This window comes from Pseudomonas sp. Pc102 (genome assembly GCF_018408275.1).
Classification (GTDB): Bacteria; Pseudomonadota; Gammaproteobacteria; order Pseudomonadales; family Pseudomonadaceae; genus Metapseudomonas; species Metapseudomonas tohonis.
In genome coordinates, this window is sequence record NZ_AP021905.1 from 4,228,713 (window position 1) to 4,253,059 (window position 24,347).

The 24,347-nt window shown below is 62.6% G+C and carries 16 protein-coding genes; 7 read left to right on the forward strand and 9 right to left on the reverse strand.

Features of this window, described 5'->3' with window-relative positions:
* Positions 1-52: 52 nt before the first annotated feature.
* The 5 genes from xdhA to guaD all read left to right on the forward strand — a co-directional run bounded on the left by xdhA (position 53) and on the right by guaD (position 6,442).
* The gene (gene xdhA / locus PHLH3_RS19250; protein WP_213625407.1) at positions 53-1,492 is read left to right on the forward strand and encodes a xanthine dehydrogenase small subunit; all 1,440 of its coding nucleotides are present in this window, start codon (positions 53-55) and stop codon (positions 1,490-1,492) included.
* A 131-nt stretch (positions 1,493-1,623) separates the two neighbouring features.
* Positions 1,624-4,020 (forward strand): xanthine dehydrogenase molybdopterin binding subunit, encoded by a 2,397-nt coding sequence (xdhB, locus tag PHLH3_RS19255; protein ID WP_213625408.1) that lies wholly within the window; start codon positions 1,624-1,626, stop codon positions 4,018-4,020.
* A gap of 19 nt (positions 4,021-4,039) precedes the next feature.
* Positions 4,040-4,189, forward strand: coding sequence for a hypothetical protein (locus PHLH3_RS19260; RefSeq protein ID WP_173179334.1), 150 nt, complete (start codon positions 4,040-4,042; stop codon positions 4,187-4,189).
* Positions 4,186-5,034 (forward strand): xanthine dehydrogenase accessory protein XdhC, encoded by an 849-nt coding sequence (xdhC, locus tag PHLH3_RS19265; RefSeq protein WP_213625409.1) that lies wholly within the window; start codon positions 4,186-4,188, stop codon positions 5,032-5,034. Before PHLH3_RS19260 ends, xdhC begins: the two co-directional genes overlap by 4 nt.
* Before the next feature lie 103 nt (positions 5,035-5,137).
* Positions 5,138-6,442, forward strand: a complete 1,305-nt coding sequence (guaD, locus tag PHLH3_RS19270; RefSeq protein WP_213625410.1) for a guanine deaminase — start codon at positions 5,138-5,140, stop codon at positions 6,440-6,442.
* Between the two features lie 222 nt (positions 6,443-6,664).
* Here guaD and PHLH3_RS19275 read toward each other — a convergent pair whose 3' ends face one another.
* The 3 genes from PHLH3_RS19275 to PHLH3_RS19285 form a co-directional block, all read right to left on the reverse strand.
* A complete protein-coding gene (locus tag PHLH3_RS19275; RefSeq protein ID WP_111263414.1) occupies positions 6,665-7,435 on the reverse strand; it encodes a GntR family transcriptional regulator in 771 nt (256 codons plus the stop codon).
* A gap of 159 nt (positions 7,436-7,594) precedes the next feature.
* Positions 7,595-8,293, reverse strand: a complete 699-nt coding sequence (locus PHLH3_RS19280; RefSeq protein WP_111263413.1) for an FCD domain-containing protein — start codon at positions 8,291-8,293, stop codon at positions 7,595-7,597.
* A 72-nt stretch (positions 8,294-8,365) separates the two neighbouring features.
* Positions 8,366-9,670, reverse strand: a complete 1,305-nt coding sequence (locus PHLH3_RS19285; RefSeq protein WP_213625411.1) for a C4-dicarboxylate transporter DctA — start codon at positions 9,668-9,670, stop codon at positions 8,366-8,368.
* A 320-nt stretch (positions 9,671-9,990) separates the two neighbouring features.
* On the opposite strand from PHLH3_RS19285, the gene PHLH3_RS19290 reads away from it, so the two are divergent.
* Complete coding sequence (locus PHLH3_RS19290) at positions 9,991-11,340, forward strand: NCS2 family permease (protein WP_213625412.1); 1,350 nt, start codon at positions 9,991-9,993, stop codon at positions 11,338-11,340.
* A 72-nt stretch (positions 11,341-11,412) separates the two neighbouring features.
* Positions 11,413-12,039 (forward strand): LysE family translocator, encoded by a 627-nt coding sequence (locus tag PHLH3_RS19295; protein ID WP_213625413.1) that lies wholly within the window; start codon positions 11,413-11,415, stop codon positions 12,037-12,039.
* A 181-nt stretch (positions 12,040-12,220) separates the two neighbouring features.
* Here PHLH3_RS19295 and PHLH3_RS19300 read toward each other — a convergent pair whose 3' ends face one another.
* From PHLH3_RS19300 to PHLH3_RS19325, 6 genes are all read right to left on the reverse strand, one after another.
* The gene (locus PHLH3_RS19300) at positions 12,221-12,646 is read right to left on the reverse strand and encodes a hypothetical protein (RefSeq protein WP_213625414.1); all 426 of its coding nucleotides are present in this window, start codon (positions 12,644-12,646) and stop codon (positions 12,221-12,223) included.
* Positions 12,647-12,713: 67 nt separating this feature from the next.
* Entirely contained in the window at positions 12,714-13,298 is a 585-nt protein-coding gene (locus tag PHLH3_RS19305) for a hypothetical protein (RefSeq protein WP_213625415.1), read from the reverse strand.
* Complete coding sequence (locus PHLH3_RS19310) at positions 13,295-13,939, reverse strand: hypothetical protein (protein WP_213625416.1); 645 nt, start codon at positions 13,937-13,939, stop codon at positions 13,295-13,297. The genes PHLH3_RS19305 and PHLH3_RS19310 overlap by 4 nt, the downstream gene beginning before the upstream one ends.
* 117 nt (positions 13,940-14,056) lie before the next feature.
* Entirely contained in the window at positions 14,057-14,515 is a 459-nt protein-coding gene (locus PHLH3_RS19315) for a hypothetical protein (protein ID WP_213625417.1), read from the reverse strand.
* A gap of 261 nt (positions 14,516-14,776) precedes the next feature.
* Positions 14,777-15,166 (reverse strand): hypothetical protein, encoded by a 390-nt coding sequence (locus PHLH3_RS19320; RefSeq protein WP_213625418.1) that lies wholly within the window; start codon positions 15,164-15,166, stop codon positions 14,777-14,779.
* Positions 15,167-15,268: 102 nt separating this feature from the next.
* The gene (locus tag PHLH3_RS19325; protein WP_213625419.1) at positions 15,269-24,346 is read right to left on the reverse strand and encodes a hemagglutinin repeat-containing protein; all 9,078 of its coding nucleotides are present in this window, start codon (positions 24,344-24,346) and stop codon (positions 15,269-15,271) included.
* Between the last annotated feature and the right edge of the window lies 1 nt (position 24,347).

Genomic DNA, 24,347 nt, shown 5'->3' on the forward strand with positions numbered 1-24,347 from the left:
TTCGCCGCCATACGAGCCCTCGTAAAAACAATAAAGTGCCTGGAGGTCGTCCTTGATCCAGTTTTTAGTCAATCGGGAGCTGCGCACCGAGCGCGATCTCGATCCCAACGTCACCGTGCTCAACTACTTGCGTGAACACCTGGCCAAACCCGGAACCAAAGAGGGCTGTGCCTCGGGCGACTGCGGCGCCTGCACGGTCGTCGTCGGCGAGCTGCAGGGGGATCGCATCCGCTATCGCACCCTCAACTCCTGCCTGACATTCGTTTCGTCCCTGCACGGCAAGCAGTTGATCACCGTGGAAGACCTCAAGCACAAGGGCCAGTTGCATTCCGTGCAACAGGCCATGGTCGACTGCCATGGCTCCCAGTGCGGCTTCTGCACCCCCGGCTTCGTCATGTCGCTGTTCGCCCTGCAGAAGAACAGCGATGGCTACGACAAGGCCCAGACCCTGGAAGCCCTGGCCGGCAACCTGTGCCGCTGCACCGGCTACCGCCCCATCATCGACGCCGCCGAGCAGGCCTGCTGCCAGAAGCAGCCGGACCAGTTCGACGCCTTCGAGGCCCAGACCGTGGCCCAGCTCCAGGCCATCGCCCCGCGCGAGACCGCCGAGCTCAACAGCGGTGACAAGCGCTGCCTGGTGCCGCTGACCGTCGCCGACCTGGCCGACTTCTACACCGCCAACCCGCAGGCGCGCCTGCTGGCCGGCGGCACCGACCTGGCCCTGGAGGTCACCCAGTTCCACCGCGAGCTGCCGGTGATGATCTACGTCGGCCACATCGAGGCCATGAAGCGCGTGGAGATCGGTCCCGACTTCATCGAGATCGGTGCCGCCACCGCGCTTTCCGACTGCTACGACGCACTGGCCCGCGAATACCCGGACTTCGGCGAACTGCTGCACCGCTTCGCCTCGTTGCAGATCCGCAACCAGGGCACCCTGGGCGGCAACATCGGCAACGCCTCGCCCATCGGCGACGCCCCGCCGCTGCTGATCGCCCTCGGCGCGAAGATCGTCCTGCGCAAGGGCAACCAGACCCGTACCCTGCCCCTGGACGAGTACTTCCTCGACTACAAGGTCACCGTGCGACAGGAAGCCGAGTTCATCGAGAAGATCCTCGTGCCGCGCGCCCGCAGCAACCAGGCGTTCCGCGCCTACAAGGTGTCCAAGCGCCTGGACGACGACATCTCCGCCGTGTGCGCCGCCTTCAACCTGGTGATCGAAGACGGCGTGGTGCGTGAAGCCCGCATCGCCTTCGGCGGCATGGCCGGCATTCCCAAGCGCGCCGCCGCCTGCGAAGCCGCCCTGGTGGGCGCCGCCTGGTACCCCGGCGTGATCGAACGTGCCTGCGAGGCCCTGGCCCAGGACTTCACCCCGCTGACCGACTTCCGCGCCAGCAAGGAATACCGCCTGCTGACCGCACAGAACCTGTTGCGCAAATTCTTCCTCGAACTGCAGGCCCCCGAAGTCGAAACCCGGGTGACCGCCTATGTGTGATCTCAAGCATGTCGCGCACCAAGCGCCGCACCCGGCAGTTGCTGGCCAGGAAGCGCAGCACCGCAGGCTTAATCTGCACGTCGCGCCCGTCACCCTTCACGCGGGCGCAGCAGTCGTTGGAGGCACAGAGCATGTCTAACCACCACAAGATCAAATCCCAGGAAGAACTGGCCGCGCTGTTCCGCGCCGACATCACCACCGGCGTCGGCAAGAGCGTCAAGCACGAGAGCGCGCCCAAGCACGTCTCCGGCGAAGCCGTGTACGTCGACGACCGCCTGGAGTTCCCCAACCAGCTGCACGTCTACGCCCGCATGAGCGACCGCGCCCATGCCCGCATCCTGCGCATCGATACCACCCCCTGCTACGCCTTCCCGGGCGTGGCCATCGCCATCACCGCCGAGGACGTGCCCGGCCAGCTGGACATCGGCCCGGTCGTGGCCGGCGACCCGCTGCTGGCGGACGGCAAGGTCGAATACGTCGGCCAGGTCGTCCTCGCGGTCGGCGCCGACAGCCTGGAGACCGCCCGCAAGGCCGCCATGGCGGCGATCATCGAGTACGAGGACCTGGAGCCGGTGCTCGACGTGGTCGATGCGCTGCGCAAGAAACACTTCGTCCTCGACAGCCACCAGCACAAGCGCGGTGACTCCGCCACCGCCCTGGCCACTTCGAAGCACCGTCTGCAGGGCCACCTGCACATCGGCGGGCAGGAGCACTTCTACCTGGAGACCCAGATCTCCTCGGTGATGCCCACCGAGGACGGCGGCATGATCGTCTACACCTCCACGCAGAACGCCACCGAAGTGCAGAAGCTGGTCGCCGAGGTGCTGGGCGTGCACATGCACAAGATCGTCATCGACATGCGCCGCATGGGTGGAGGCTTCGGTGGCAAGGAAACCCAGGCCGCGGGCCCCGCCTGCCTCTGCGCGGTGATCGCGCACCTCACCGGCCGGCCGACCAAGATGCGCCTGCCGCGCATGGAAGACATGACCATCACCGGCAAGCGCCACCCGTTCTACGCCGAGTACGACATCGGCTTCGACGACAACGGCCTGCTCACCGGCATCGAACTGGAGCTGGCGGGCAACTGCGGCTATTCGCCGGACCTCTCCGGCTCCATCGTCGACCGCGCGATGTTCCACTCGGACAACGCCTACTTCCTCGAACACGCCACCATCAACGGCCACCGCTGCAAGACCAACACCGCCTCGAACACCGCCTACCGCGGCTTCGGCGGCCCGCAGGGCATGGTGGTGATCGAGGAGATCATGGACGTCATCGCGCGCCACCTGGGCAAGGACCCGCTGGAGGTGCGCAAGACCAACTACTACGGCAAGGACGAGCGCAACGTCACCCACTACTACCAGCCCGTCGAGCACAACATCCTCGACGAGATGACCGCCGAGCTGGAGGCCAGCAGCGAGTACGCCAGGCGCCGTGAAGAGATCCGCGCCTTCAACGCCAGGAGCCCGGTGCTGAAGAAGGGCCTGGCGCTGACCCCGGTCAAGTTCGGCATCAGCTTCACCGCCACCTTCCTCAACCAGGCCGGCGCGCTGGTGCACATCTACACCGACGGTTCGATCCACCTGAACCACGGCGGCACCGAGATGGGCCAGGGCCTGAACACCAAGGTCGCCCAGGTGGTGGCCGAGGTCTTCCAGGTGGACATCGGCCGCATCCAGATCACCGCGACCAACACCGACAAGGTGCCCAACACCTCGCCGACCGCTGCCTCCAGCGGCACCGACCTGAACGGCAAGGCCGCCCAGAACGCCGCCGAGACCATCAAGAAGCGCCTGGTGGACTTCCTCGCCAGCCACTTCAAGGTGACCGACGAGGACATCGAGTTCCGCAACGAGCAGGTGCGCGTGCGCGATCACTTCCTCTCCTTCGAGGAGATGATCCAGCTCGCCTACTTCAACCAGATCTCGCTCTCCAGCACCGGTTTCTACCGCACGCCGAAGATCTTCTACGACCGCGAGAAGGCCGCCGGCCGCCCCTTCTACTACTTCGCCTACGGCGCCGCCTGTGCGGAAGTGCTGGTGGACACCCTGACCGGCGAATACAGGATGCTGCGCACCGACATCCTGCATGACGTCGGCGCCTCGCTGAACCCGGCCATCGACATCGGCCAGGTGGAGGGTGCGTTCGTCCAGGGCATGGGCTGGCTGACCATGGAGGAGCTGGTGTGGAACGCCAAGGGCAAGCTGATGACCAGCGGCCCGGCGAGCTACAAGATCCCCGCCATCGCCGACATGCCGCTGGACCTGCGGGTCAAGCTGGTGGAGAACCGCAAGAACCCCGAGCAGACCGTGTTCCACTCCAAGGCCGTGGGCGAGCCGCCGTTCATGCTCGGCATCGCCGTGTGGTGTGCGCTCAAGGACGCCGTGGCCAGCCTGGCGGACTACAAGGCGCAACCGAACATCGATGCACCGGCCACTCCGGAGCGCGTGCTCTGGGGCGTGGAACAGATGAAGAAGCTGCAGCAGGCGGCCAACAAGCCCGCTGCCAGCCAGGTGGAGCCCGCCTGACGGCGGGCCGGGAGCCGAGATGAACAGCCAACCCGCCTTCAGTCGCGAAAACCCGGAACAGCAGGCCGCACCGGCCCAGCCGACCGACGCCTTGCGCCGTCCGGAGCAGGATGTCTGGCGCCTCTCGCGCTCCGCCAAGCCCCTGCGTACCTGGAGGTTGAGCAAATGAGCTGGATCAGCGCCCTGGCCGAACTCCAGCAACGCGGGGACGCCTGCGTGCTGGTGACCATCATCGAAGAGCGCGGGTCCACCCCGCGCAATTCCGGCTCGAAGATGGTGGTCAGCGATGACCGCATCTACGAGACCATCGGTGGCGGCCACCTGGAATTCAAGGCGATGGAGATCGCCCGCGAAATGCTGCGGACCCGCTCCCAGGACACCCGCCTGGAGCGCTTCAGCCTGGGCGCCAGCCTCGGCCAGTGCTGCGGCGGTGCCACGGTGCTGCTGTTCGAGCCCATGGGCCAGCCCCAGGCGCATATCGCCCTGTTCGGCGCGGGCCACGTGGGCCGCGCCCTGGCTCCGCTGCTCGCCAGCCTGCCGTGCAAGGTGCGCTGGATCGACTCACGGGAGAACGAGTTCCCGGCGTCCATTCCCGCCGGCGTCGAGAAGGTGGTCAATGACGAGGTGGTCGATGAGGTCGAGCGCATGCCCTCCGGCAGCTACTTCATCGTCATGACCCACAACCACCAGCTCGACCTGGAACTCACCGCCGCCATCCTCAAGCGAAACGACTTCGCCTACTACGGCCTGATCGGCTCGAAGACCAAGCGGGTGAAGTTCGAACACCGCCTGCGCGACCGCGGCTTCGCCCCGGAAACCGTGCAACGCATGCGCTGCCCCATGGGCATCGCCGAGGTGAAGGGCAAGCTGCCTGCGGAGATCGCCATCTCCATCGCCGGCGAGATCATCGCCACCTACAACGCCACCTTCGGTCAGAAGGAGGAAGGCCAGGACGTGAAGAAAAGGGAAACAGTCGCCAAACTGGTGCCCTCTTCCCGCCGCGAACAGGCCTGACCCCGAGATTCATGCAGGAGGACACCGGGCCGCCTCGGCTCGGCGCTCGCCTGCGCGGAGCCCCGCCATGGGGCATCAAGATCACGAAAGAACGAGATTCAACATGACCAGCCCCGTAAAAGCCTATCGCGCCGCCATCCTGCACAGCATCGCCGACCCCGCCGACGTGGGCGTCGAGCAGTCCTACGAGTACTTCGAGGACGGCGTGCTGGTGATCGAGGACGGCAAGGTCGCCCGCGTCGGCCATGCCGCCGACCTGCTGCCCAGCCTCAAGGGCGTGGAGGTGCGCGAATACCGCGACGCCCTGATCACCCCCGGCTTCATCGACACCCACATCCACTACCCGCAGACCGGCATGATCGCCTCCTACGGCGAACAGCTGCTGGACTGGCTGAACACCTACACCTTCCCCACCGAGAAGGCCTTCGCCGACAAGGCCCACGCAGCCGACGTGGCGGCCATCTTCCTCAAGGAACTGCTACGCAGCGGCACCACCACCGCGCTGGTGTTCGGCACCGTGCACAAGCAGTCGGTCGACGCCTTCTTCGAGGCCGCCGAAGCCCTGGACCTGCGCATGATCGCCGGCAAGGTGCTGATGGATCGCAACGCCCCCGACTACCTGACCGACACCCCGGAAAGCGGCTACGCCGACAGCCGGGAGCTGATCGAGCGCTGGCACGGCAAGGGCCGCCTGCACTACGCGGTGACCCCGCGCTTCGCGCCGACCAGCACCCCGGAGCAACTGACCCTGGCCGGCCAGCTGTTCGGCGAGTTCCCGGGCCTGTACATGCACACCCACCTGTCCGAGAACAAGGCGGAGATCGAATGGGTGAAGGCGCTGTTCCCGGAGCGCAAGGGCTACCTGGACGTGTACGACCACTACAAGCTGATCGGCCCGCGCGCGGTCTTCGCCCACGGCGTCCACGTCTGCGACGACGAGTGCCAGCGCCTGGCGGAAACCGGCTCGGCCGTGGCCTTCTGCCCCACCTCCAACCTCTTCCTGGGCAGCGGCCTGTTCGACCTGCAGAAACTGGAAGAGCACGGCGTGCGCGTGGGCCTGGGCACCGACGTCGGCGCCGGCACCAGCTTCTCCCAGCTGCAGTCGCTGAACGAGGCCTACAAGGTCATGCAGCTGCAGGGCAAGAAGCTCGACCCGTTCAAGTCCCTGTACCTGGCCACCCTGGGCGGCGCCCGCGCGCTGTACCTGGACGACAAGATCGGCAACTTCGCCAGCGGCAAGGACGCAGACTTCGTGGTCCTCGACTACCAGGCCACCCCGCTGATCGCCTACCGCATGCAGCAGGCCAGGACCATCGAGGAAAAGCTCTTCGCACTGACCATCCTCGGCGACGACCGCACCGTGAAGGAAACCTTCGCCGCCGGCCGCTCCGTGCACCGCCGCGACTGATCCAACGCCGCACCCGAAAGCCCCGCCCATGCGGGGCTTTTTCATTTCCCCACGCGCGCGCCCTGTAGGGGCGAATTCATTCGCCCAAAAGCGCCCCGGCGCTCCGTGGCAGCGAATCCATTCGCGATCCCGCCCCCGGTTACACCCGACGACCCGCCCCACCCAAAACCACACACCCACAAAAAAGCCCCGCATTCGCGGGGCTTCTTCATCACACCCTGCTCAGGCGCTGCGCGAGGAAGCGCGGGTGCTTTTCTTCTTGCTCTGCAGCAGGTGCGAGAACACCGCGTGCAGGTCGTCGGAGGCGGTTTCGCCTTCGAGGTTGAGCTTGGCGTCGACGCTGTCCATGTGGCGCATCATCAGGTCGACCGCGACCTCGACGTTGTGCGACTCGATGGCGTCGATGACCTTGTCGTGTTCCTCGTCCGAGCAATGGGTGCGGCTGTTGCTCTCGTACAGGGCGATGATCAGCGAGGTCTGCGAAATCAGGCTGCGCAGGAAGCCCAGCAGGGTGAAGTTGCCAGCGGCCTCGGCCAGCTTCAGGTGGAACTCGCCGGACAGGCGGATGCCCATGCCGCGGTCACCACGGGCGAAGCACTCGCGCTCCTCAATGACCATCTGGCGCAGGCCGGCGATCTGTTCGGGAGTGGCGTTGACGCAAGCCAGTTCGGTGATGGCGCGCTCGATCATGCGACGTGCGTAGAAGATCTGCCGCGCTTCCTCGGCCCCCGGGCTGGCCACGACGGCACCACGGTTGGGACGCAGCAGCACCACGCCCTCGTGGGCAAGGCGCGACAGGGCGCGGCGGATGATGGTGCGGCTGACACCGAAGATCTCGCCCAGGGCCTCTTCGCTCAACTTGGTGGCCGGAGCCAGGCGCTGTTCGAGGATGGCTTCGAAGATATGTGCGTAGACGACTTCATCCTGGGTGCCATTGCGCGTGCCTTTGGCGGCACGCGGCGGCTTCTTCAAACTGTGTTCAACGTCGTTCATGGGGGCCCACGTAGAAGGATTCGAAAGCGGGAATAGGGCTGACACTACGCTGAGTCGGCATCGTATTGCCAGCGTCCAGCGGGGAAAGCCTCGGAAAAATGTGCGCATTGTACACAATCCGACCGGACAAAGGCACTGCCACCCCGCCCAGAATCCCGCCTACAGGGCCCTGGAGCCCTCCGGCAGCTCCAGGCGCAACCCCATCCGGCGACCTTCGGCGACCAGGTGGTCACGCATCAGCGAGGAGGCCAGCAGGCTGTCGCGCCGACGGATGGCCTGCACCAGGGCCTCGTGCTCGCGCACCCGCTCCTGCAACTCGTCACCGCGCTGGCGCAGCAGTGCGTCACTGCGGGCCAACGCAGCCCCCGCCTGCGTGACCAGGGACTGGAAGATGGGATTGGTCGTCAGCGAGCCCAGCAACTGATGGAAGCCTATATAGGCCTCGACGAAGGCATCCATGTCGTCGTCCTCCGCGGCGTCGCGCAGGTCCATCAGGCGCAGGCGCAGGCGGTCGAGGTCGCTTGATGCGATGGATTGCGCCACCAGGCCGACGATGAAGGGCTCCAGGGCATAACGCAGCTGGATCACATCCTCGATGCTGTGGTCGCGGGGCGCCGTGATGGCGAGTTCCGCAGCCTCGCGCCCCATCACCTGGACGCCCTTGCCGGGCAGCGAGCGGACCATGCCGAGGGTTTCCAGCACCGTCACCGCCTCGCGCAGGCAGGGCCGGCTGATGCCCAGTTGCTCGGCCAGTTCGCGCTGGCCCGGGAGCATCTCCCCGACGGCCCAGCGCCCCTGCTCGATGGACTCGCGCAGTGACTGGACGATGGACCCCACCAGGGTCGATGAGCTGTTCACTGTTCCTTCCTCCTTGTGAAGCCGGACCAGGCAGGCCGGGCCGCAGCATCATGCAGCCCGGCGACGCCCTTCTCAATCCGCCGTCGGCTTGGCACCGAGGCGGTCCTTGAACGCAAAGCCCTGCTCGCCCGCCAGCACGCTGCGGGCGCGGCCCAGGTCGATGTCCTTTTCCCAACGGGCGATGGCCACGGTGGCGATGCAGTTGCCGATCAGGTTGGTCAGCGCGCGGCCGATGCCCATGAACCAGTCCACGGAGAGCACCAGCACCAGGCCCACGACGGGTATGGCCGGCACGGCCGCGAGCGTGGCGGCGAGGATCACCAGGGCCGAGCCGGGAATGCCGTGGGCGCCCTTGGAGGTGACCAGCGACACCAGCAGGATGGTGACCAGGTCGTTCATCGCCAGCGGCGTGCCGGTGGCATGGGCGATGAAGACGATGGCCAGGGTCAGGTAGATGGAGAAGCCGTCCAGGTTGAACGAGTAGCCCGTGGGGATGACCAGGCCGACCGTGGAACTGCGGATGCCCAGGTGCTCCAGCTTGCGCATGATCTGCGGCAGCACGGCGTCCGAGGAGGCGGTGCCGAGGACGATCAGCAGCTCCTCGCGCAGGTAGCCGAGGAACGGCCACAGGCGCAGCCCGGAAACCCGTAGCACGGTCCCCAGTACCAGCAGCACGAACACCGCGCAGGTGGCGTAGAACACCACCACCAGGCCGCCCAGGTGGCGCAGCGAATCGACCCCATACTTGCTGGTGGTGAACGCGATGGCGCCGAACACGCCGATGGGCGCCAGGCGCACGATCATGCCCATGATGCGGAAGATCACATGGCTCATCTCGTTGATCAGCCGAGCCACGCCCGACGCCGCCTCGCCCACCTGGTTCAGCGCGCAGCCGAACAGCACCGAGAACAGCAGCACCTGGAGGATGTCGTTGCTGGCGAAAGCACCGATCACGGACGCCGGGATCAGCCCCATGACGAAGTCCACCGGCCCGTGCAGGTCACCGGTGCGCGAGGTGTAGAGCGCGGCATCGCCGGCCGGCAACTGGCCGAGGTCGATGTTGGCGCCCACCCCCAGCCCGCCGCCATAGGCCACCAGCAGGCCGATCAGCAGCGCCACCGTGGTCAGCACCTCGAAATACACCACCGCCTTGAAGCCGATGCGACCGACCTTCTTCAGGTCCCCCGCGCCGGAAATGCCGCTGACCACCACGCAGAACACGATCAGCGCGATGAGCATCTTGATCAGCTTGATGAAACCGTCGCCCAGGGGCTTGAGCTGCGCCGAGAACTCGGGGAAGCCGATACCGCAGAGGATACCGATGACCAGGCCGATGACGACCTGCAGGAATATCGAGCGCGAGCACCACTTGAGCATGGGGGGAATCTCCGTTGCGGTGCCCCCGGAGCGCTGGCGCGGCTACGCCCTTGTGCGAGATCCGGAGGCTTTGTTGTTGTGGTCTTACCGGTCAGTCCAGCACGCGCAGTCTATGCCCCCGAAAAGCTGCACACAAGCCGACAAACATTAATTGACTTTTTTGTACACAAACACATAATCCGACTGCGTACTTTTGACCCAAAAGTCAGAAAATTCGTACCGCCCCGTGAGGCACCAAACCTCAGGCTTTTCGCTGCGCAAGGGACCCAGGTAACCAGCCGGCCGAACAGCTAAAAACAACTAAATGAGAGGTACCTGCTGTGGAAAGCACCAAACAACAAGAACAAGGAACGTACGCTGCTAGCCCCCCCGCCAAAGGCCTGCTTGAACGCCTCTTCAAGCTGACCGAACACCGCACCACCGTGAGAACCGAACTGGCCGCCGGCCTCACCACCTTCATCACCATGGCCTACATCATCTTCGTCAACCCCAACATCATGGCGGATGCCGGCATCGATCACGGTGCGGCCTTCGTGGCCACCTGCCTGGCCGCCGCCTTCGGCTGCTTCCTGATGGGCCTGTACGCCAACTGGCCGGTGGGCCTGGCACCGGGCATGGGCCTCAACGCCTTCTTCACCTACACCGTGGTCAACACCATGGGCTACAGCTGGCAGATCGCCCTCGGCGCGGTGTTCCTGTCCGGTGTGCTGTTCATGATCCTGACCTTCTCGCGCATCCGCGAATGGCTGCTCAACAGCATCCCAAGCAGCCTTCGATTCGCCATGGGTGCGGGGGTCGGATTGTTCCTCGGGCTCATCGGCCTGAAGACCGCCGGCATCGTGGTACCGAACTCCAGCACCCTGGTGCACATCGGTGACCTCACCTCCCCCGCCCCGCTGCTGGCCGCGATCTGCTTCCTGATGATCGCCGTGCTGGAATACCGTCGCGTGTTCGGCGGCATCCTCATCAGCATCCTCACCGTCACCCTGATCGGCGTCGGCCTGGGCATCGTCAAGTTCGGGGGTGTCTTCTCCATGCCGCCGAGCCTGGCCCCGACCTTGATGGCCATGGACATCACCGGCGCGTTCGACGTGACCATGATCAGCGTGATCCTGGCCTTCCTATTCGTGCACATGTTCGACACCGCCGGCACCCTGATGGGCGTGGCCCAGCGCGCGAACCTGGTGAAGGAAGACGGCCGCATCGAGAACCTGTCGAAGGCCATGAAGGCCGATAGCGCCTCCAGCGTGTTCGGCGGCGTGCTCGGCGTACCGCCGGTCACCAGCTACGTGGAAAGCGCCGCGGGCGTCGCCGCCGGTGGCCGCACTGGTCTGACCGCCGTCACCGTCGGCATCCTCTTCGTCGCCGCGATGTTCTTCGCCCCGCTGGCCGGCATGATCCCCGCCTACGCCACCTCCGGCGCGCTGATCTACGTCGCCATGCTGATGATGGGCGGCATGGCGCACATCGACTGGGACGAGCACACCGAAACCATCCCCGCGATCGTCACCGTCATCATGATGCCGCTGACCTTCTCGGTCGCCGACGGTATCGCCCTGGGCTTCGTGACCTACGTGGTGATGAAGGCCTGCACCGGCAAATACCGCGAGGTATCGCCCAGCCTGTATGCACTTTGCGCCATCTTCGTCGCCAAGTTCATTTTCCTGTAAGCTCGCTCCGCAACACCCAAGGGCCCTGGCGCTGAAACGCCGGGGCCCTTTTCATTGTCCGGAGACAAGCGAATGAGCCTGGAAACCTGGCTGCTGTACAGCAGCGCCGCGCTGGTGGTGATCCTCATCCCCGGCCCGCTGTCGCTGCTGATGGTCAGCAACAGCCTCAACTACGGCATCCGCCGCTCGCTGCCCGCCTTCCTCGGCGGTGTCAGCGCCGCCACCGGCCTGCTCGCTGCCTCCGCACTCGGCCTCGGCGCCTTGCTGCTGGCCTCCGAACAACTGTTCAGCGCACTCAAGCTCGTCGGCGCGCTCTACCTCTTCTACCTCGCCTGGCAGAGCTGGAAGCAATCGCGCAACGCCGGCAAACCGGTGGCGGCCGAGGAGCAACCGACCAACCCGGGCTTCCGCGCCTTCTACTGGAAAGCCTTCGGCCTCGCCGCCAGCAACCCCAAGGACATCCTCTTCTTCGCCGCCTTCCTGCCCCAGTTCATCAGCGCCGACCGCCCGCTGCTGGGCCAGCTCTCGGTGATGATCGCCACCTGGGCCGTGCTGGACCTCGCCTGCAAGCTCTTCTACGGCCTCAGCGCCCACGCCGCCGCCCGCTACCTGCGCTCCGGCGAAGGCCAGACCTGGTTCAACCGCATCAGCGCCGGGCTGTTCGGCGCGGCGGGCACGGCGGCGTTGATATCCCGCTGAAACGTCCCTCCTGAAATGACGAAACCCGGCGGATGCCGGGCTTTTTCATGGTGAAGCGAAAGGCTTAAAAGAAATACATCCATGTATGTCCATCAGCACGGACGTAGGGGCCAGATAGGTTCTGAAGTATCAGACATTCTTTCCTGGCCCCACTCCAGACAAGCGCTGACCAAGTAGCGACTCAACCGGCAATCAAGGCATTCCGCTTGCGAACGACATAGGCCAGCGCGCCGCAATAAAGCAATACCACCACCCCATATCCGGCGGCAAAGATCAGCATCGAGTAATCGAAAGCAGTCGAGAAGTCAGCTTTCTCAGTTTCCATCACATGCCCTACTACACCCCAAGAGGCCCCGGTGATCAGGCTGATCACCAGCGCCGGTAGGTAGGTCCAGAACACCACGGCATGGGAACGCCCGTGCTCCTTGCGGGCCAGCAACCACGACGCCAGGTAGAGCGCCGATACAGCCAGTGCACTAAGCCATATCCCCATATTCAGTGACCAATGTGAAAGCGGGCGCTCTCCCAGCGTCGGCACAGTTATCAGCACCAGGGCACCGGACAGGAGCAGAAAAAAAGCGATGAGGATGAGGGAGAAGGTACGCATGACTTTCCTTTTTTGGGCTGGCTATTCAACTGCGCCCGTAAACACCATGACCAAGGTGGCACAGGGATTATTCGATCAGGCACTCAGGCTTGCCGCAATCGCTACCACTTGAAGCGGAGGATGAAACGTTCTCGGATTGCTCATAGGCCAACTTGTCGAAAGGCGGGTCGGCGAGCACTTGGGCGACGAAGGTATCGACGATCACCCGCACGTTCGCTCCTCGAGCGTCCCCGGTTGGGATCAGGCCTATCCTGTGCTCGGTGTGATTGGCAATCTCGTAGCTGCGGAGCGGCTTCTCACCTTTGCTGACCAGGAAGCCGATACGGCTATCCCAGTACGTCGGGGCGGGCACGAGGAAGAAGGTGAACGCACTCAGGAACATCCTGGGAATGTTGTGCCACCGCCAGTAATTGCTCTGGGAAATGACCACCAGGTTGTAACCGTCCCGATCATAGCCCTCGGTCACCTGCTCGAACGCCCCGGTACCTCGCAGATAGTTGCGAATGAGAGGCGCCGGTACATCTCCACTCATCACGACGTTGATGGGAGGCAACGGCTCGCCGAGCACGATGTTGGGCTCCTTGAGCGTGTGATGGATCTGGCAGCCTGTCAGGAGCAGTAATGCTGCAAGCAATAGCATGCACTTCTTCATTGCAGCTCTCCGGACATCAGTGCCCTGTAGACAGAGGCCTTGGGCCCGTTCTGGTCGATAATCGTCGGATAAGCACCATCGAGGTACTTGAGGTCGAGTTCCTCAATGGAAGGCAACTCAGGGTGCGCTGCTCTTGCGAGCGCTAAATCCCGCTCCGGATGGCGGCTATGGAAATAGGTACAGGCATTCCCGACGATGATGCAGGCGCTGCGGAAATCACCGATGTAGTAGGCCTTGCCAGCCTCCAGATTCAGCGGAATCGAGAAATCCTCCCGACTCCAGGAGCGAGTACGTCCAGTATCGAACCAGACATTGAAGAGCTCGTAGCGACCTGGCTTCAGCGGCATAACGAAAAGCGAGCCGATTCCTCTCGATCGATCATGAACATCCCGTGGCGTCCGGACGAACCAACCATTGAGCGACTGTGCAGAGGCGAACTCATGTCCGCCGCGCTGGCGCAGTAGCAGTTTCTGCTCCTCGGCAGCGATATAGGCATCCGGCCAGATACCCACGACACCGATCAGATAACTGGTGCCAGAAGTGGCGGTAGGTTCGTAGGAGGCAGGTACCGATGTGGTGGGCATGCTGTAGCAGCCCCCCAGACTGACAAGGGCAAGAGCGATAAAGAACTTCTGGAGCATTAGGCGACCGATAACGAAGAAAGAGATGGCTGCCCCGACCGGATAATGGCCGGAAGCACAATATCTGAGGAGAGTGACGCCGGCACCGTGACCTGTGCCGGCACTATCGACTTGAAGTCAGTCCTTTGCTTTCAGCAAGACATACGCCTCACCGCCACTCCGGTCATGAGCGAGGATGAAAACCTGGCCACCGAGCGTGACCATGGAAGGAGCGGTTTGCGCAACCGGAGTGCCGGATAGACCACGAGCAGAGTCCAGCAATTGCCGGGTAAGGCTCTCGTCCCGCTGCGAAGGCGTTGTCACAGCACACTCCTTCCCTGCCTGGATCTGGACACTCATGCTCTTGTCAGCGTTGAAGCCCGCCATCATGAAGCCCATATCGGTAACTTCGACACCAAGTGTCTTGGCGACCACTGCGGCCTGAGAGAAGTCGGGCGCAGTCTTCAGGCAGATATCACGGAAGGCCTGTATAGCAGCAGAAGGTGCTTCATTAGAAGCAACTGGAAGAGTTGCCGGGTCTTTATTGGAGCATGCAGCCATAAGAGCCACGATCGCGATAAGACAAGTATGCTTCATATTTTCCTTAACACCCTTTCATTGCAGCTTGGTCAGATCAAAAACCTATTAGACACCCAAAAAATCTTAATAATTCAAATACCTATCTGCTTTGACCCGCACCACAATGAAGCCAAACAGAGCAATGACGCAATTATTTATTTAAGCAGCAACATAGCTGCCTGTATAAATCTTCCTTTTAGCGCCAAGAAACATATCCACCCATTTTAGAAAATCACATTTCACCACACCCCAACACAACGAAACAGAACAAGAGCCACTTTATTCAAAATAAAAATGCTCTTCATCATCATCACATACCCTTCTAACAGACACCACTCCATTAACCCCCACATAAACCCAACCCTCACCAACGGGATCTGGAATATAACACTCGACCCCCAGAATAGAAGATGAAGAAATTATTTTTCCTTTTAATTCTGCGGCACTCATCTCACATCTAAACAGCTGCAGCAACATAGCAGCCTCTCCATGGACATACGAAAAAACACATAAACATCTGCAACTGGATAAATCCAATGCGCCCGCCTTCTCATAAAATTCAGCATCCTGACAAACAACGACCTCATCAACAGACACTCCCACAACCAGAGCGATGAAAGTCCTTAGCTCTTGGATAGAAATGCGATATCTCAACAAAAAATCAATCATTATTTATAGCCCTCCAAACCTTTAAAGCCTCAGCCCTTGCTTGGTCGTCGATCTTCATACTCTTCAAGATCTCGTCTGCTCTGGGTGAGTTGCCAAATTTATTCAGAACGCCCAGAGCCTTATACCCCCCCTATCCAACAAATAAAGACCAGGCCCAGAAATCGGGTAAAGAGTTCCGTCATGTGCGCCATATATCCTGTCATTAATAATGTAATTATCTCCGACTTTCTGAGCCTGCCCTGCACGAATCGCAGTGACATCTGCATTTAGATCAACCACAGATCTATCTACCACCGTATTCTTATCCTTAGCAAGCGACCCCTGTGTCACTTTGTCAGCATAATGGCGTGTGTTAGGGGCTTTTAGAGAGACCAATTCCTTTATTACTGCCCCATCGGGATTTACCGCGCAATTTCCTCCCTTGCAAGCAGGCTCTTTACATGGACCTGAATTATGCACCCATGCCTTAAGGCCACCCACATAAAACGTATGACCTATATCCACCGTCAGGTTATATGTAGTTCCCTGAGGCTTGACCAACTCGATGGACTCAACTGCAATAGTGGCATTATTGCTTCCACCATCACTCAAGGACTGTAGCTGATCGCCAGGGCTAAGTTTGATCAGGGGGACAAAGTCATGCCGTGCCGGAACGTAGAATGGGTGGCTATCTGTTACCAGTAGAGTATCGGTGAGCGCCCCATCAATAGACTTCAGCTTTAAACGATAGATCGCCTGATCAGTTCGTACATGGGTGGCAGTAACGGCAGCGGCAAATGGTTCGCCACCTTTTTCAGGCTTACTCCAGACAATATCCCCAATCTTGAGGGCCTCAATGGCTTTATCGCCTTTAGGAGTCGAAACCATTGTGCCTGCGGCAAAGCAGCAAGGCCCTGGCTTTTCAGTTTGATGCCCAGCAACATCTTTAGAGCCAGGCTGTATAGGACCACTTCCGTCCTTAGTCGGATGAGGCGATGAGCCTTTAGTCACACTAATTTTTTTCAGAGAGCCCGGACCTATTCCACCCAAGGCAATATCAATCAGGAATTCAGCACCTATAACATAGGTATTCCCGTCAAGCTCCGACTTCCCTTGCTGATAGTCCTGTTTCGCTTGGTCATGGCTACCCTTGAGCTCACTATCAGTCGGCCTAACCAGAGGGTCGGCAGCACCGATAGCAAGCTCTTCTTTGACTTCAGCGATTTTGTCTCCAAAGAACCAATTAACCGCCACGCTGCTGGCTACCCCCAACGCAGCTTTGACTGGCCCCATGAGAGCCTGGATTGCAAGCATCGCAGCTTGAGCTTCAGCTACAGGTAATTTATCCAACTGCTGCTTCAAGAAAGTTGCATGATCAAGAAGCAACTCTCCTTTTGTTTGCACATCGAACGAATCACCCTCGTCTAAAGTCAAGACTCCAGCGCTGCTTACCTTGCATGATCCAGCAGCCTCGCATTTTGCGACGACCAAATCGAAATCATTACTCCGCACCAAGAACAGTTTCAGCGACTCGACGACATCACTATTCGGCAGCTTGATCTCTTCGACAGAAACACCATTCCTGACAGCATTCTTCGCAATCAAGAGAGCCTGCTCATCACCAAAGGTCTCACGGAGACTCGCAGGAACCTGATCCATCCCTACTCGTTGCGCCTGAATCTCTCGTCGTATGTCCTCAACAGCGTTCAAGGAACCCTTGTAGAGGCGCTCGGCCATCTCCCGGTTCCCGCCGAGCTTATCTTTATAGGCCGTCAGCTCATCCTTCCAGTTACTGAGCGTATTGACATCGGAAACAGCATCGATTGATGACTTACTTGCGTAGATATCTGTCCTGTCTTCCTTGTCCCTCGTGATCTCATATGCACGATCAACGTCTCTATTCAAGCCAGCAGTTGAATCACCACCAGTCGAAGAGTCACTTCTAACCTTAAGCTCACCCTCTCCAACTGTGGCCCTAACGATTTGCTCACGGTCTTTCCGATAGTCATAACCACTGACGCTCCAGTTGTTATCACCCGATTTATCACCCTGGCTTTTGTCCACCACTGCGGAAGTTGCTGCTTCTTTGCCATCTGCGGAGGCAGGCTTACTGGCTTCATTGGTAGACCAACTGTAGGAGCCGCCGCCGTTGATGTACCAAGCGTGCTCCTTGTCACTACCCTTGATATCCCGGAAGCCAAGCGTGTCGGTATCGAGCTTTAGCTTTCCGGTATCCGACGCAATCAAAGCGCCGTCGAGCTGGGTGTGCTTCTCGGTTCGTATATCCAGTTGATCACGAGCGACGATGCTGGTCTGGTCCTGTACCCAGTTGGTGGAGCCACTGGTCTTCCCAACACCGAGAGAGCCGCTGACGCTGAAGGTCTGATAGCCAACGCTTACCGTGAGACTGGCATCCAGCTCCTTGCCGCTCACCTTGCCGGTATCCGGTAAGGATGAAACGGTCAAATCCCGCCCTACCTTCCCTTTTACGTTTTCGCCATCCAGATGTGCGCCGGCCACAGTAGTATCGCGGCCGCTTTCGAAATTCAGGTTCTTACCCGCGTAGAAATAAGCGTCCTGCTGTTTTTGAGCATCCCGATCAAGCCGTCCCTTGCCGATATCCACACTGCCGTACAGAGAGATGAAATCGCTTCCACCAAGCGCAACACCAATCTCACCACCACCGCTCTTGCGCCGGGTTTCCTGGTCGGATGCGTTTTGCGCAGCCCTAATCTCAAGATCATTCCCAGCCTTTAGATTGATGTCGCGCTCAGCCTGAACATGCGTACCAATCGCCTTCAGGTCGTTACGGGCCTCGAGATTGATATCGCGCTCAGCAGAGAGACTCGCTGGCAAGGATGTACCATCGATACCAGTTTCCTTATTAGTCCCATGACTGGCACCCGCCCCCATACGAGCGCTGTTGAAGGTCGTCCCGCCGTTCAGACCAGATTGGCTAATGTAAGACTCACTGCTACCGCCTTGAGCGCCACGAGCCACATCCAAGGTGACATCATCACCTTTGATGTTGATGTCCCGGCCTGCCCCTATTTGAGTTCCACGGGCAGTAACGTTGTTCTCTGCCGAGAGGTTCACATCTCGGCCAGCACTCAACGTCGATGGACGATTGGAGACGCTCTCCTCGAATGTGGTGCTTCTGGTGCCTGCATTCCCGACATGCACGCCCCCTGAGGGTCCAGACACGAACTGGGTGATGGCATCAGCGGTTTTAAGCACGCTGGAACCTTGGCTGATCGCGTTATCGCCTTTACCAGTTCCGTTGATTGCGTCCAGGGTATTGCCGTAGTTATGACTGACATTGACCGTCAGCCCGCTGCGGTCCTTGCTCTCAATTTCCTCGCGGGTGTAGCGCTCCTGACTGGCGTCCAGATTGATATCGCGTCCAGCCTTCAGGTTGATATCGCGCTCCGCGCCAATATCGGAACCCTGCTGGTTAATATCCCTTCCGGCTCTTACATCTACGTCATTTCCAGCCTGGACAACGCTAGCCGACGCAGTCTGTTGCGAGGTCCTCGTGACCTCTTTCAGCGTCTCTTTGCCGATGAATCCCGAGAAACCGTTTCGATCACTGTCAATCGCAATACCGCTTCTACGCTCACGCTCCCAGGATTTACTGGCTGCGACGCTCTGACCGGCCACCACGTTTACGTCACGGCCAGCATCGAGCAACACGTTTCGACCTGCTGCTACGCCGCTGCCAACGATATTGATGTCCTGCTTGGCCTGCAGCGTCGCATCCCGGTCCGCATACACCTGGCTGCCGACACTGGTACTGCTCTGCGCCTCGCGACCGGCCTCCTTGGCCGAGGAGAAAGACAGGAAGCCACCCGACGTGGAGAGACCGACCTTCTTCTTGTATTCCTTGGTGAGGCTATATGCCGTGTCGTTGGCGGAAACGAGGTTGATGTCGCCGGTGTCCTTCACCAGGCCGGCACGCAACTCCACGTCATTACCCGCGCTGGCTTCACTGGCGCGCAGGCGGATGTCGTTACCCGCCGCGATCACGACATCGTTGCCAGCCTCCAGCTCGCTGGCCACCTGGGTCGCGCTGGTCTTGAGCTGGCTCTTGCCGCTCTTCGACATGCCGAGAAAGCCGGACTTGGTCTTCTTGCTGTAGGAGCCGTGCTCCTCGACTCCGGACAGGACTGCGACATCGCCGGTCGCGCCTACCAGCAGGTCATTACCGGCATGCAGTTCGCTGCCGATCACGGTGACGTTGCGCCCACCGTCGATGTTCAGGCTGCCATTGGCCGCCGTGCTGGTATTGAGGGTGAGATCACCACCCGCCTCGACCACGGACGCGATATTGGTGCTGTCGTAGCTCTCCCGCTGCTCAGTCTTCTTGCGCCCGAAGGAGCCCTTGCTCTTCTTGAAGTAGAAGCTGGCGTCCTCGTCCTTGGCGGAAAGCAGGTTCGTGTCCCGCTCGGCATCCAGGGCCACATCCTTCGCGCCCTTGATCTGGCTGGCGACCAGGGTCAGATCCTGACCTGCCTCGATAGAGATATCGCCACCGGCCTGCACAACGGACGCCTGCTGACGAATCTGGTCGTTGCTGCTCTGGACCTTCTTGCTCCGAGAAGCGCGATGGCTCTCGTTGGCGGCCGACTCGATGCTGACATCGCGCCCTGCGACCAGCGCCAGCTCCTGGCCGGCAGTCAACTTGCTCGCGACTATTCCCAGGTCCTGTCCCGCCTCTGCTCGGAGGGCGCCACCGACCTGCACATCACTCCCATGCTGGGTGGTGCTGGTGGTGCTCCAGAAATGGCGCTTGTCCTGGCGCATGCTGCCGTTCTCTTCGGCAGCGGAGGCGATGACCAGGTCGTTGCCGGCCTTCAGAGTGGCGTTGCCGCCGGCCTTGAGGCTGCCGCCGATGTTCTGGATGTCCTTCCCGGCGGTGAGGCTCAGGCTGTTGCCGGCCTCGAAGCCGGCCGCCTTGTCCACCACGCTGGTGAGCTGGCTGAAGTTCCTGCCGCTGCGGGCGTCCTGGCTGATGGTGCGCTCGTTGGTGATGTCGCCGGTGAGGGCGATGGCGCTGACGTCCTTGCCGTTGATGAGGCCACCACGTGCATTGCGGATGCTGTCGGTGGCGAGCAGGGACAGGCGCTCGCCGGCCTGCATCAGGCCGCTGTTGCTGACGTTGAGGGCCGAGGCCTGGAGGTTGTTGCTGGCCCGCAGGGTGCCGCTGTTGGTGAGGGTGGTGCCGCTGATCAGCGCCACGTCGCGGCCCTGGATCAGCGCGCCGCTCGGGGCCAGGCGGTCCTTGGCCTGGGCCAGGTAGAGCACCGGCACCAGGACCTTCTCGCCATTCACCTCCTGCTCCTGCATCCACACGATGTCGTGGGTCAGCGCGGCGACCTGCTCGGCGCTCAGGCCCACGCCCGGGGCGAGGTTGAGGGCTTCCTTGCTGGCGATGGCGTTGTCCATCAGGTACTTGAACTGGGCCTCGTCCGAGGCCAGCCCATCGATGAAGCGCTTGCCAGTGCGAGCAACAATTGCTTCGCGGATCAGGCGCTGCTCGTACAGGCCATCACCCAGGCGCTTCTGCGCCTGGTCGGCGTCGAAGCCGAGGCGGCTCAGCATGTAGTCGGAGCTGAGGAAGCTCTTGAGGTTGGCGAACTCGGCGCGGGTCTCGACCAGGTAGCGATGGCCGGGGCCGTCATTGACATGGAACAGGCCGTTCTGCCCCTGGGGCAGGCCGAAGCCCGGCAGCGTCACTGGGTTGACCGCCTGCTGGTTGGCGTCCGGCGCCAGCTGTGCGTTGAGCTGCACCACCAGCGGTTGGCTGGTGAGGCCCACCTGGCTGTCCAGGCTCTGGGCGTTGCCGCCCTGGGGCGCCTGGTTGGCCAGGACCGAGTCGTTGGTGATGGGCTGGGTGGCCTGGATGCTGACGTTGCCGCCGGCCTGGATGATGGCCGGCGAGCCGACACCGGTGGGCGTGCGGGTCTCGATATCGCTGGTCAGCGCCCAGCTGTAGAGCGCGCTGGGCACTTCCTTGGGCATCGGCTGGGCGTTGTAGGGGTTGATGTAGTTGTCGCGGAAACGCTCGTCGGTGCCGTCGGTGACGCGGCCGGTGTTGAAGCGGCGTACACGTTCGATGATGCCGCTGGCGGCACCGGTGTTTTCCAGGCTGGTGCCCTGGATGCCGATGTTGCCGGTGGCGCTCAGGCTGCTGTAGCGGTTGGCGATGACGCCGCCCTGGATATCGAGGCTGCCGCCGCTGTGGATGCGCGAGGCGGCGGAGTCTTCCAGCACCGAGCTTTCGAAGCGCTCGGTGGCGACGTAGTCGACGTTGTGGTGGTCGCCGCTACAGTCGTAGCAGACCACGCTGATGGAGCCGGCAACCAGCGTCTTACCGGGAGTGAACAGCTCCTTGCGGTTGGTCAGGGTGGCGGCGCGCAGGGTCATGTCGCCGCTGGACTCGATGCCGCCGGAGCGGTTCTCCAGCAACGCCATCTGCCCACTCGCATCGTCCTTCGCCGCGCTCAGCGCGCCCAGGCTGTAGAGGTCGCCCTTGAGGTTGGTGAGGCTGTTGGCGCGCAGGGCCATGTCGGCGCCGCTGAACACCAGGCCCTGGTTGAGCAGGGTCGGGGCCTCGATGCGCAGCTTCTGCGCCGCGCCGAGGGTGCCGCGGTTGTCGAGGCTGGCGACGATCAGCAGGGCGTCGCCCACGGTGCTGATAGTGCCGGCGTTGACCAGGCTGCCGCCGAGGCGGAACTCGCCCTTGCCGCCGCTGCGCAGCTGGGCGCCCTGGCCGAGTTCGGCGCTGGCGGCGCTGAGGGTCATGTCACCCAGGCTCTTCAGGCTGCCGTTGCCCTGGTAGTGGCCGCTGAGGGCCAGTTGCAGCCTGCCTTCGGTTTCGATGGCGCCGTCGTTGCTCCAGTCGCCACCGCTGGCGGTGATGTCATCGATGGACACCAGCTTGCCGCTGGCGGTCTGGGTGAAGGTGCCGACCTTGAGGTCCAGGCGCTGGGCCTGCAGCAGGCTGCTGTTGGTCCAGTCGGCGACGTCGAGGCTGAGTACGCCGTTGGTGATGAAGCTGCCGCCGGCCTGCCCGGCATCGGCCAGGCTCAGGGCGAAGCCCTGGGTGCCGACGTGGCGCAGGGTGCCTTGCTGGTTGCTGAGGCTGGCACTGGTGAGGCTGAACCCGGCGTTGCCGATTTCCACCAGGCCGCCGTCGTTGTCGAAACGGCCGCCGATGGCGAAGGTGCTGCTGCCGGTGCTGCCGAGGGCGCGCAGCTTGCCGCCGGCGTTGCTGGCGGAGCCGAGGTCGAGGGCCAGGGTCTTGCCGGCTTCGATCAGGCCGCCGTCGTTGGCCAGTTTGCCGCTCAGCGTGAGGCTGGCGCTGTCGCCGCCGAGGGTGCCGCCCTGGTTGCGCAGGCTGTCGGCGTCGACCTTGACCGCCTGCTTGGCCAGCAGCTGGCCGCCGTCGTTGATGACTTCGCCGCGCTTGATCTCCAGGTCGCCCTGGGTGGCGACGATCTGGCCCTGGCCGTTGTCCAGGCGGGTGCTGCTGGTGAGGTCGACGCTGTCGCCCTGGATGCGGCCCTGGCCGTTGCCGAGGCTGTCGGTGGTGGCCTTGAGGGCGCCGCCCTGGGCGTTGAGGCGGCCCTGCTGGTTGTGCAGTTCGCCGGCTGCGAGGGTCAGCGTGCCGTCGCCGGTGAGGACCTTGCCGCTGCGGTTGTCCAGGCGGGTGCTGGCAGTGGCCTTGAGCTCGCCGCTGTCGGCCTGGAGGGTGCCGCCCTGGTTGTCCAGCACGGCGGTGGTGAGGGTCAGGCCCTCGGCCTTGGAGAGGATCAGGCCGTCGCCGAGGTTCTTCACCTCGTCGGTGACGGTGACGGTCAGCGCCTGGTTGGCGGCCAGGGTGCCGCCGCTGTTGTCCAGCTGCCTGCCGTCGACCGTCAGGTCCTGCCGGCCGATGAGCTGGCCGCCCTGGTTTTCGAGGGTCTCGGCCTTCACCTGGGTGGAGCCGGCGGCGACCAGCTGCGCCCCCTGGTTGTCGAGCGTCGTGAGGTCGGTGGTCAGGCTGCCCTGGGCCAGCACCTGGCCACGGTTGGCCAGGGTGCCGCCCTGGATGTCGAGGACGCTGGCGGTGTTGGCGCTGCCGTCGGCGCGCACGCCGGCTTCCAGGTGGCCCTGGTTGTCGATGCGCGTGGCGTTCAGGTTCAGGTCGCCGGCGGCGGCCAGGCTTTCCTTCACCTCGACGGTGCCGGCGCTGGTGACGCGGGCCTTGCCGCCGGCGTAGGCACCGCGGGTCAGGTCGACGTCGGTGGCCTTGAGGGCGATATCGCCGCTGGCGGCGGTGCGCGCGAGGGTCAGCTTGCCGTTGGCGTCGATCTGGATGTCGCCGCCGCTGGCGGCCATGTCGCCGGCCAGCTTCACGCCCACGCCCTGCTCGGTGCCCACCAGGCGGATCGCGCCGGCGTACATGCCGCCCAGGGCGGAGCTGTCGATGGCCAGTTGCGGCTGGGCGCTGCCGTCGGCGGCCTTGGCGGTGGCGGCCAGGGTGGTGGCGTCCACCTCGTTGCGGCCGGTGACCAGGGCCAGTTGCCTGGCGTGCAACTCGGCGTTGATCTGCGCACTGCGGGTGATCAGCTCGAACTGGTCGACGTTGCCGGCGTTGAGGCCGGCGCCCTCGATGGCGATGGCGCCGCCGTCCACGTCGTAGCGGTCGAGGCGGCCGTTCTCCACCACCGGCTTGCCGGTGCTCAGGGTGACCTTGGGCGTGTTGATGAAGCCGCAACCGTCACAGGTGATGCCGTGGGGGTTGGCAACGATGACGTGGGCGCCCTGCCCGGCCACCTCGGTGTAGCCCTTGAGCTGGCTGGGGCTGCCGCCGCTGACCTCGTTGAGGATGAGGCCGGCGGCGCGGCCGTTGAGGTTGGCGTTGCCGATGATGTAGCCGCCGAGCTGGGTGTTCTGCAGCTTGTCGGTGGCGTTGTTGAGGATCAGCCCCTGCTGGCCGACGTTGTAGTCGGTGAAGCGGTTGTGGGACAAACCGTTGGCGTTGGGCGTGGCGATGTTGACCACCGGCACGCCGTTGCCGGCGCTGCCGATGCTGGTGTTGCCACCGGCAGCCGCGTCCACTGCCAGGTCAGCGGCGGTGGAGACGATGGGGTTGAGGAACATCACGCCGACGAGGACGGTGGCGATGTTCTGGAAGAAGGGGCTGCGAACGTCCATG

Bases quoted from the DNA above. Each gene is read 5' to 3' on its own strand.
- xdhB (WP_213625408.1), top strand. From the start codon at position 1,624: ATGTCTAACCACCACAAGATCAAATCCCAGGAAGAACTGGCCGCGCTG.
- PHLH3_RS19260 (WP_173179334.1), top strand. From the start codon at position 4,040: ATGAACAGCCAACCCGCCTTCAGTCGCGAAAACCCGGAACAGCAGGCC.
- xdhC (WP_213625409.1), top strand. From the start codon at position 4,186: ATGAGCTGGATCAGCGCCCTGGCCGAACTCCAGCAACGCGGGGACGCC.
- guaD (WP_213625410.1), top strand. From the start codon at position 5,138: ATGACCAGCCCCGTAAAAGCCTATCGCGCCGCCATCCTGCACAGCATC.
- PHLH3_RS19275 (WP_111263414.1), bottom strand. From the start codon at position 7,435: ATGAACGACGTTGAACACAGTTTGAAGAAGCCGCCGCGTGCCGCCAAA.
- PHLH3_RS19285 (WP_213625411.1), bottom strand. From the start codon at position 9,670: ATGCTCAAGTGGTGCTCGCGCTCGATATTCCTGCAGGTCGTCATCGGC.
- PHLH3_RS19295 (WP_213625413.1), top strand. From the start codon at position 11,413: ATGAGCCTGGAAACCTGGCTGCTGTACAGCAGCGCCGCGCTGGTGGTG.
- PHLH3_RS19300 (WP_213625414.1), bottom strand. From the start codon at position 12,646: ATGCGTACCTTCTCCCTCATCCTCATCGCTTTTTTTCTGCTCCTGTCC.
- PHLH3_RS19305 (WP_213625415.1), bottom strand. From the start codon at position 13,298: ATGAAGAAGTGCATGCTATTGCTTGCAGCATTACTGCTCCTGACAGGC.
- PHLH3_RS19310 (WP_213625416.1), bottom strand. From the start codon at position 13,939: ATGCTCCAGAAGTTCTTTATCGCTCTTGCCCTTGTCAGTCTGGGGGGC.
- PHLH3_RS19315 (WP_213625417.1), bottom strand. From the start codon at position 14,515: ATGAAGCATACTTGTCTTATCGCGATCGTGGCTCTTATGGCTGCATGC.
- PHLH3_RS19320 (WP_213625418.1), bottom strand. From the start codon at position 15,166: ATGATTGATTTTTTGTTGAGATATCGCATTTCTATCCAAGAGCTAAGG.
- PHLH3_RS19325 (WP_213625419.1), bottom strand. From the start codon at position 24,346: ATGGACGTTCGCAGCCCCTTCTTCCAGAACATCGCCACCGTCCTCGTC.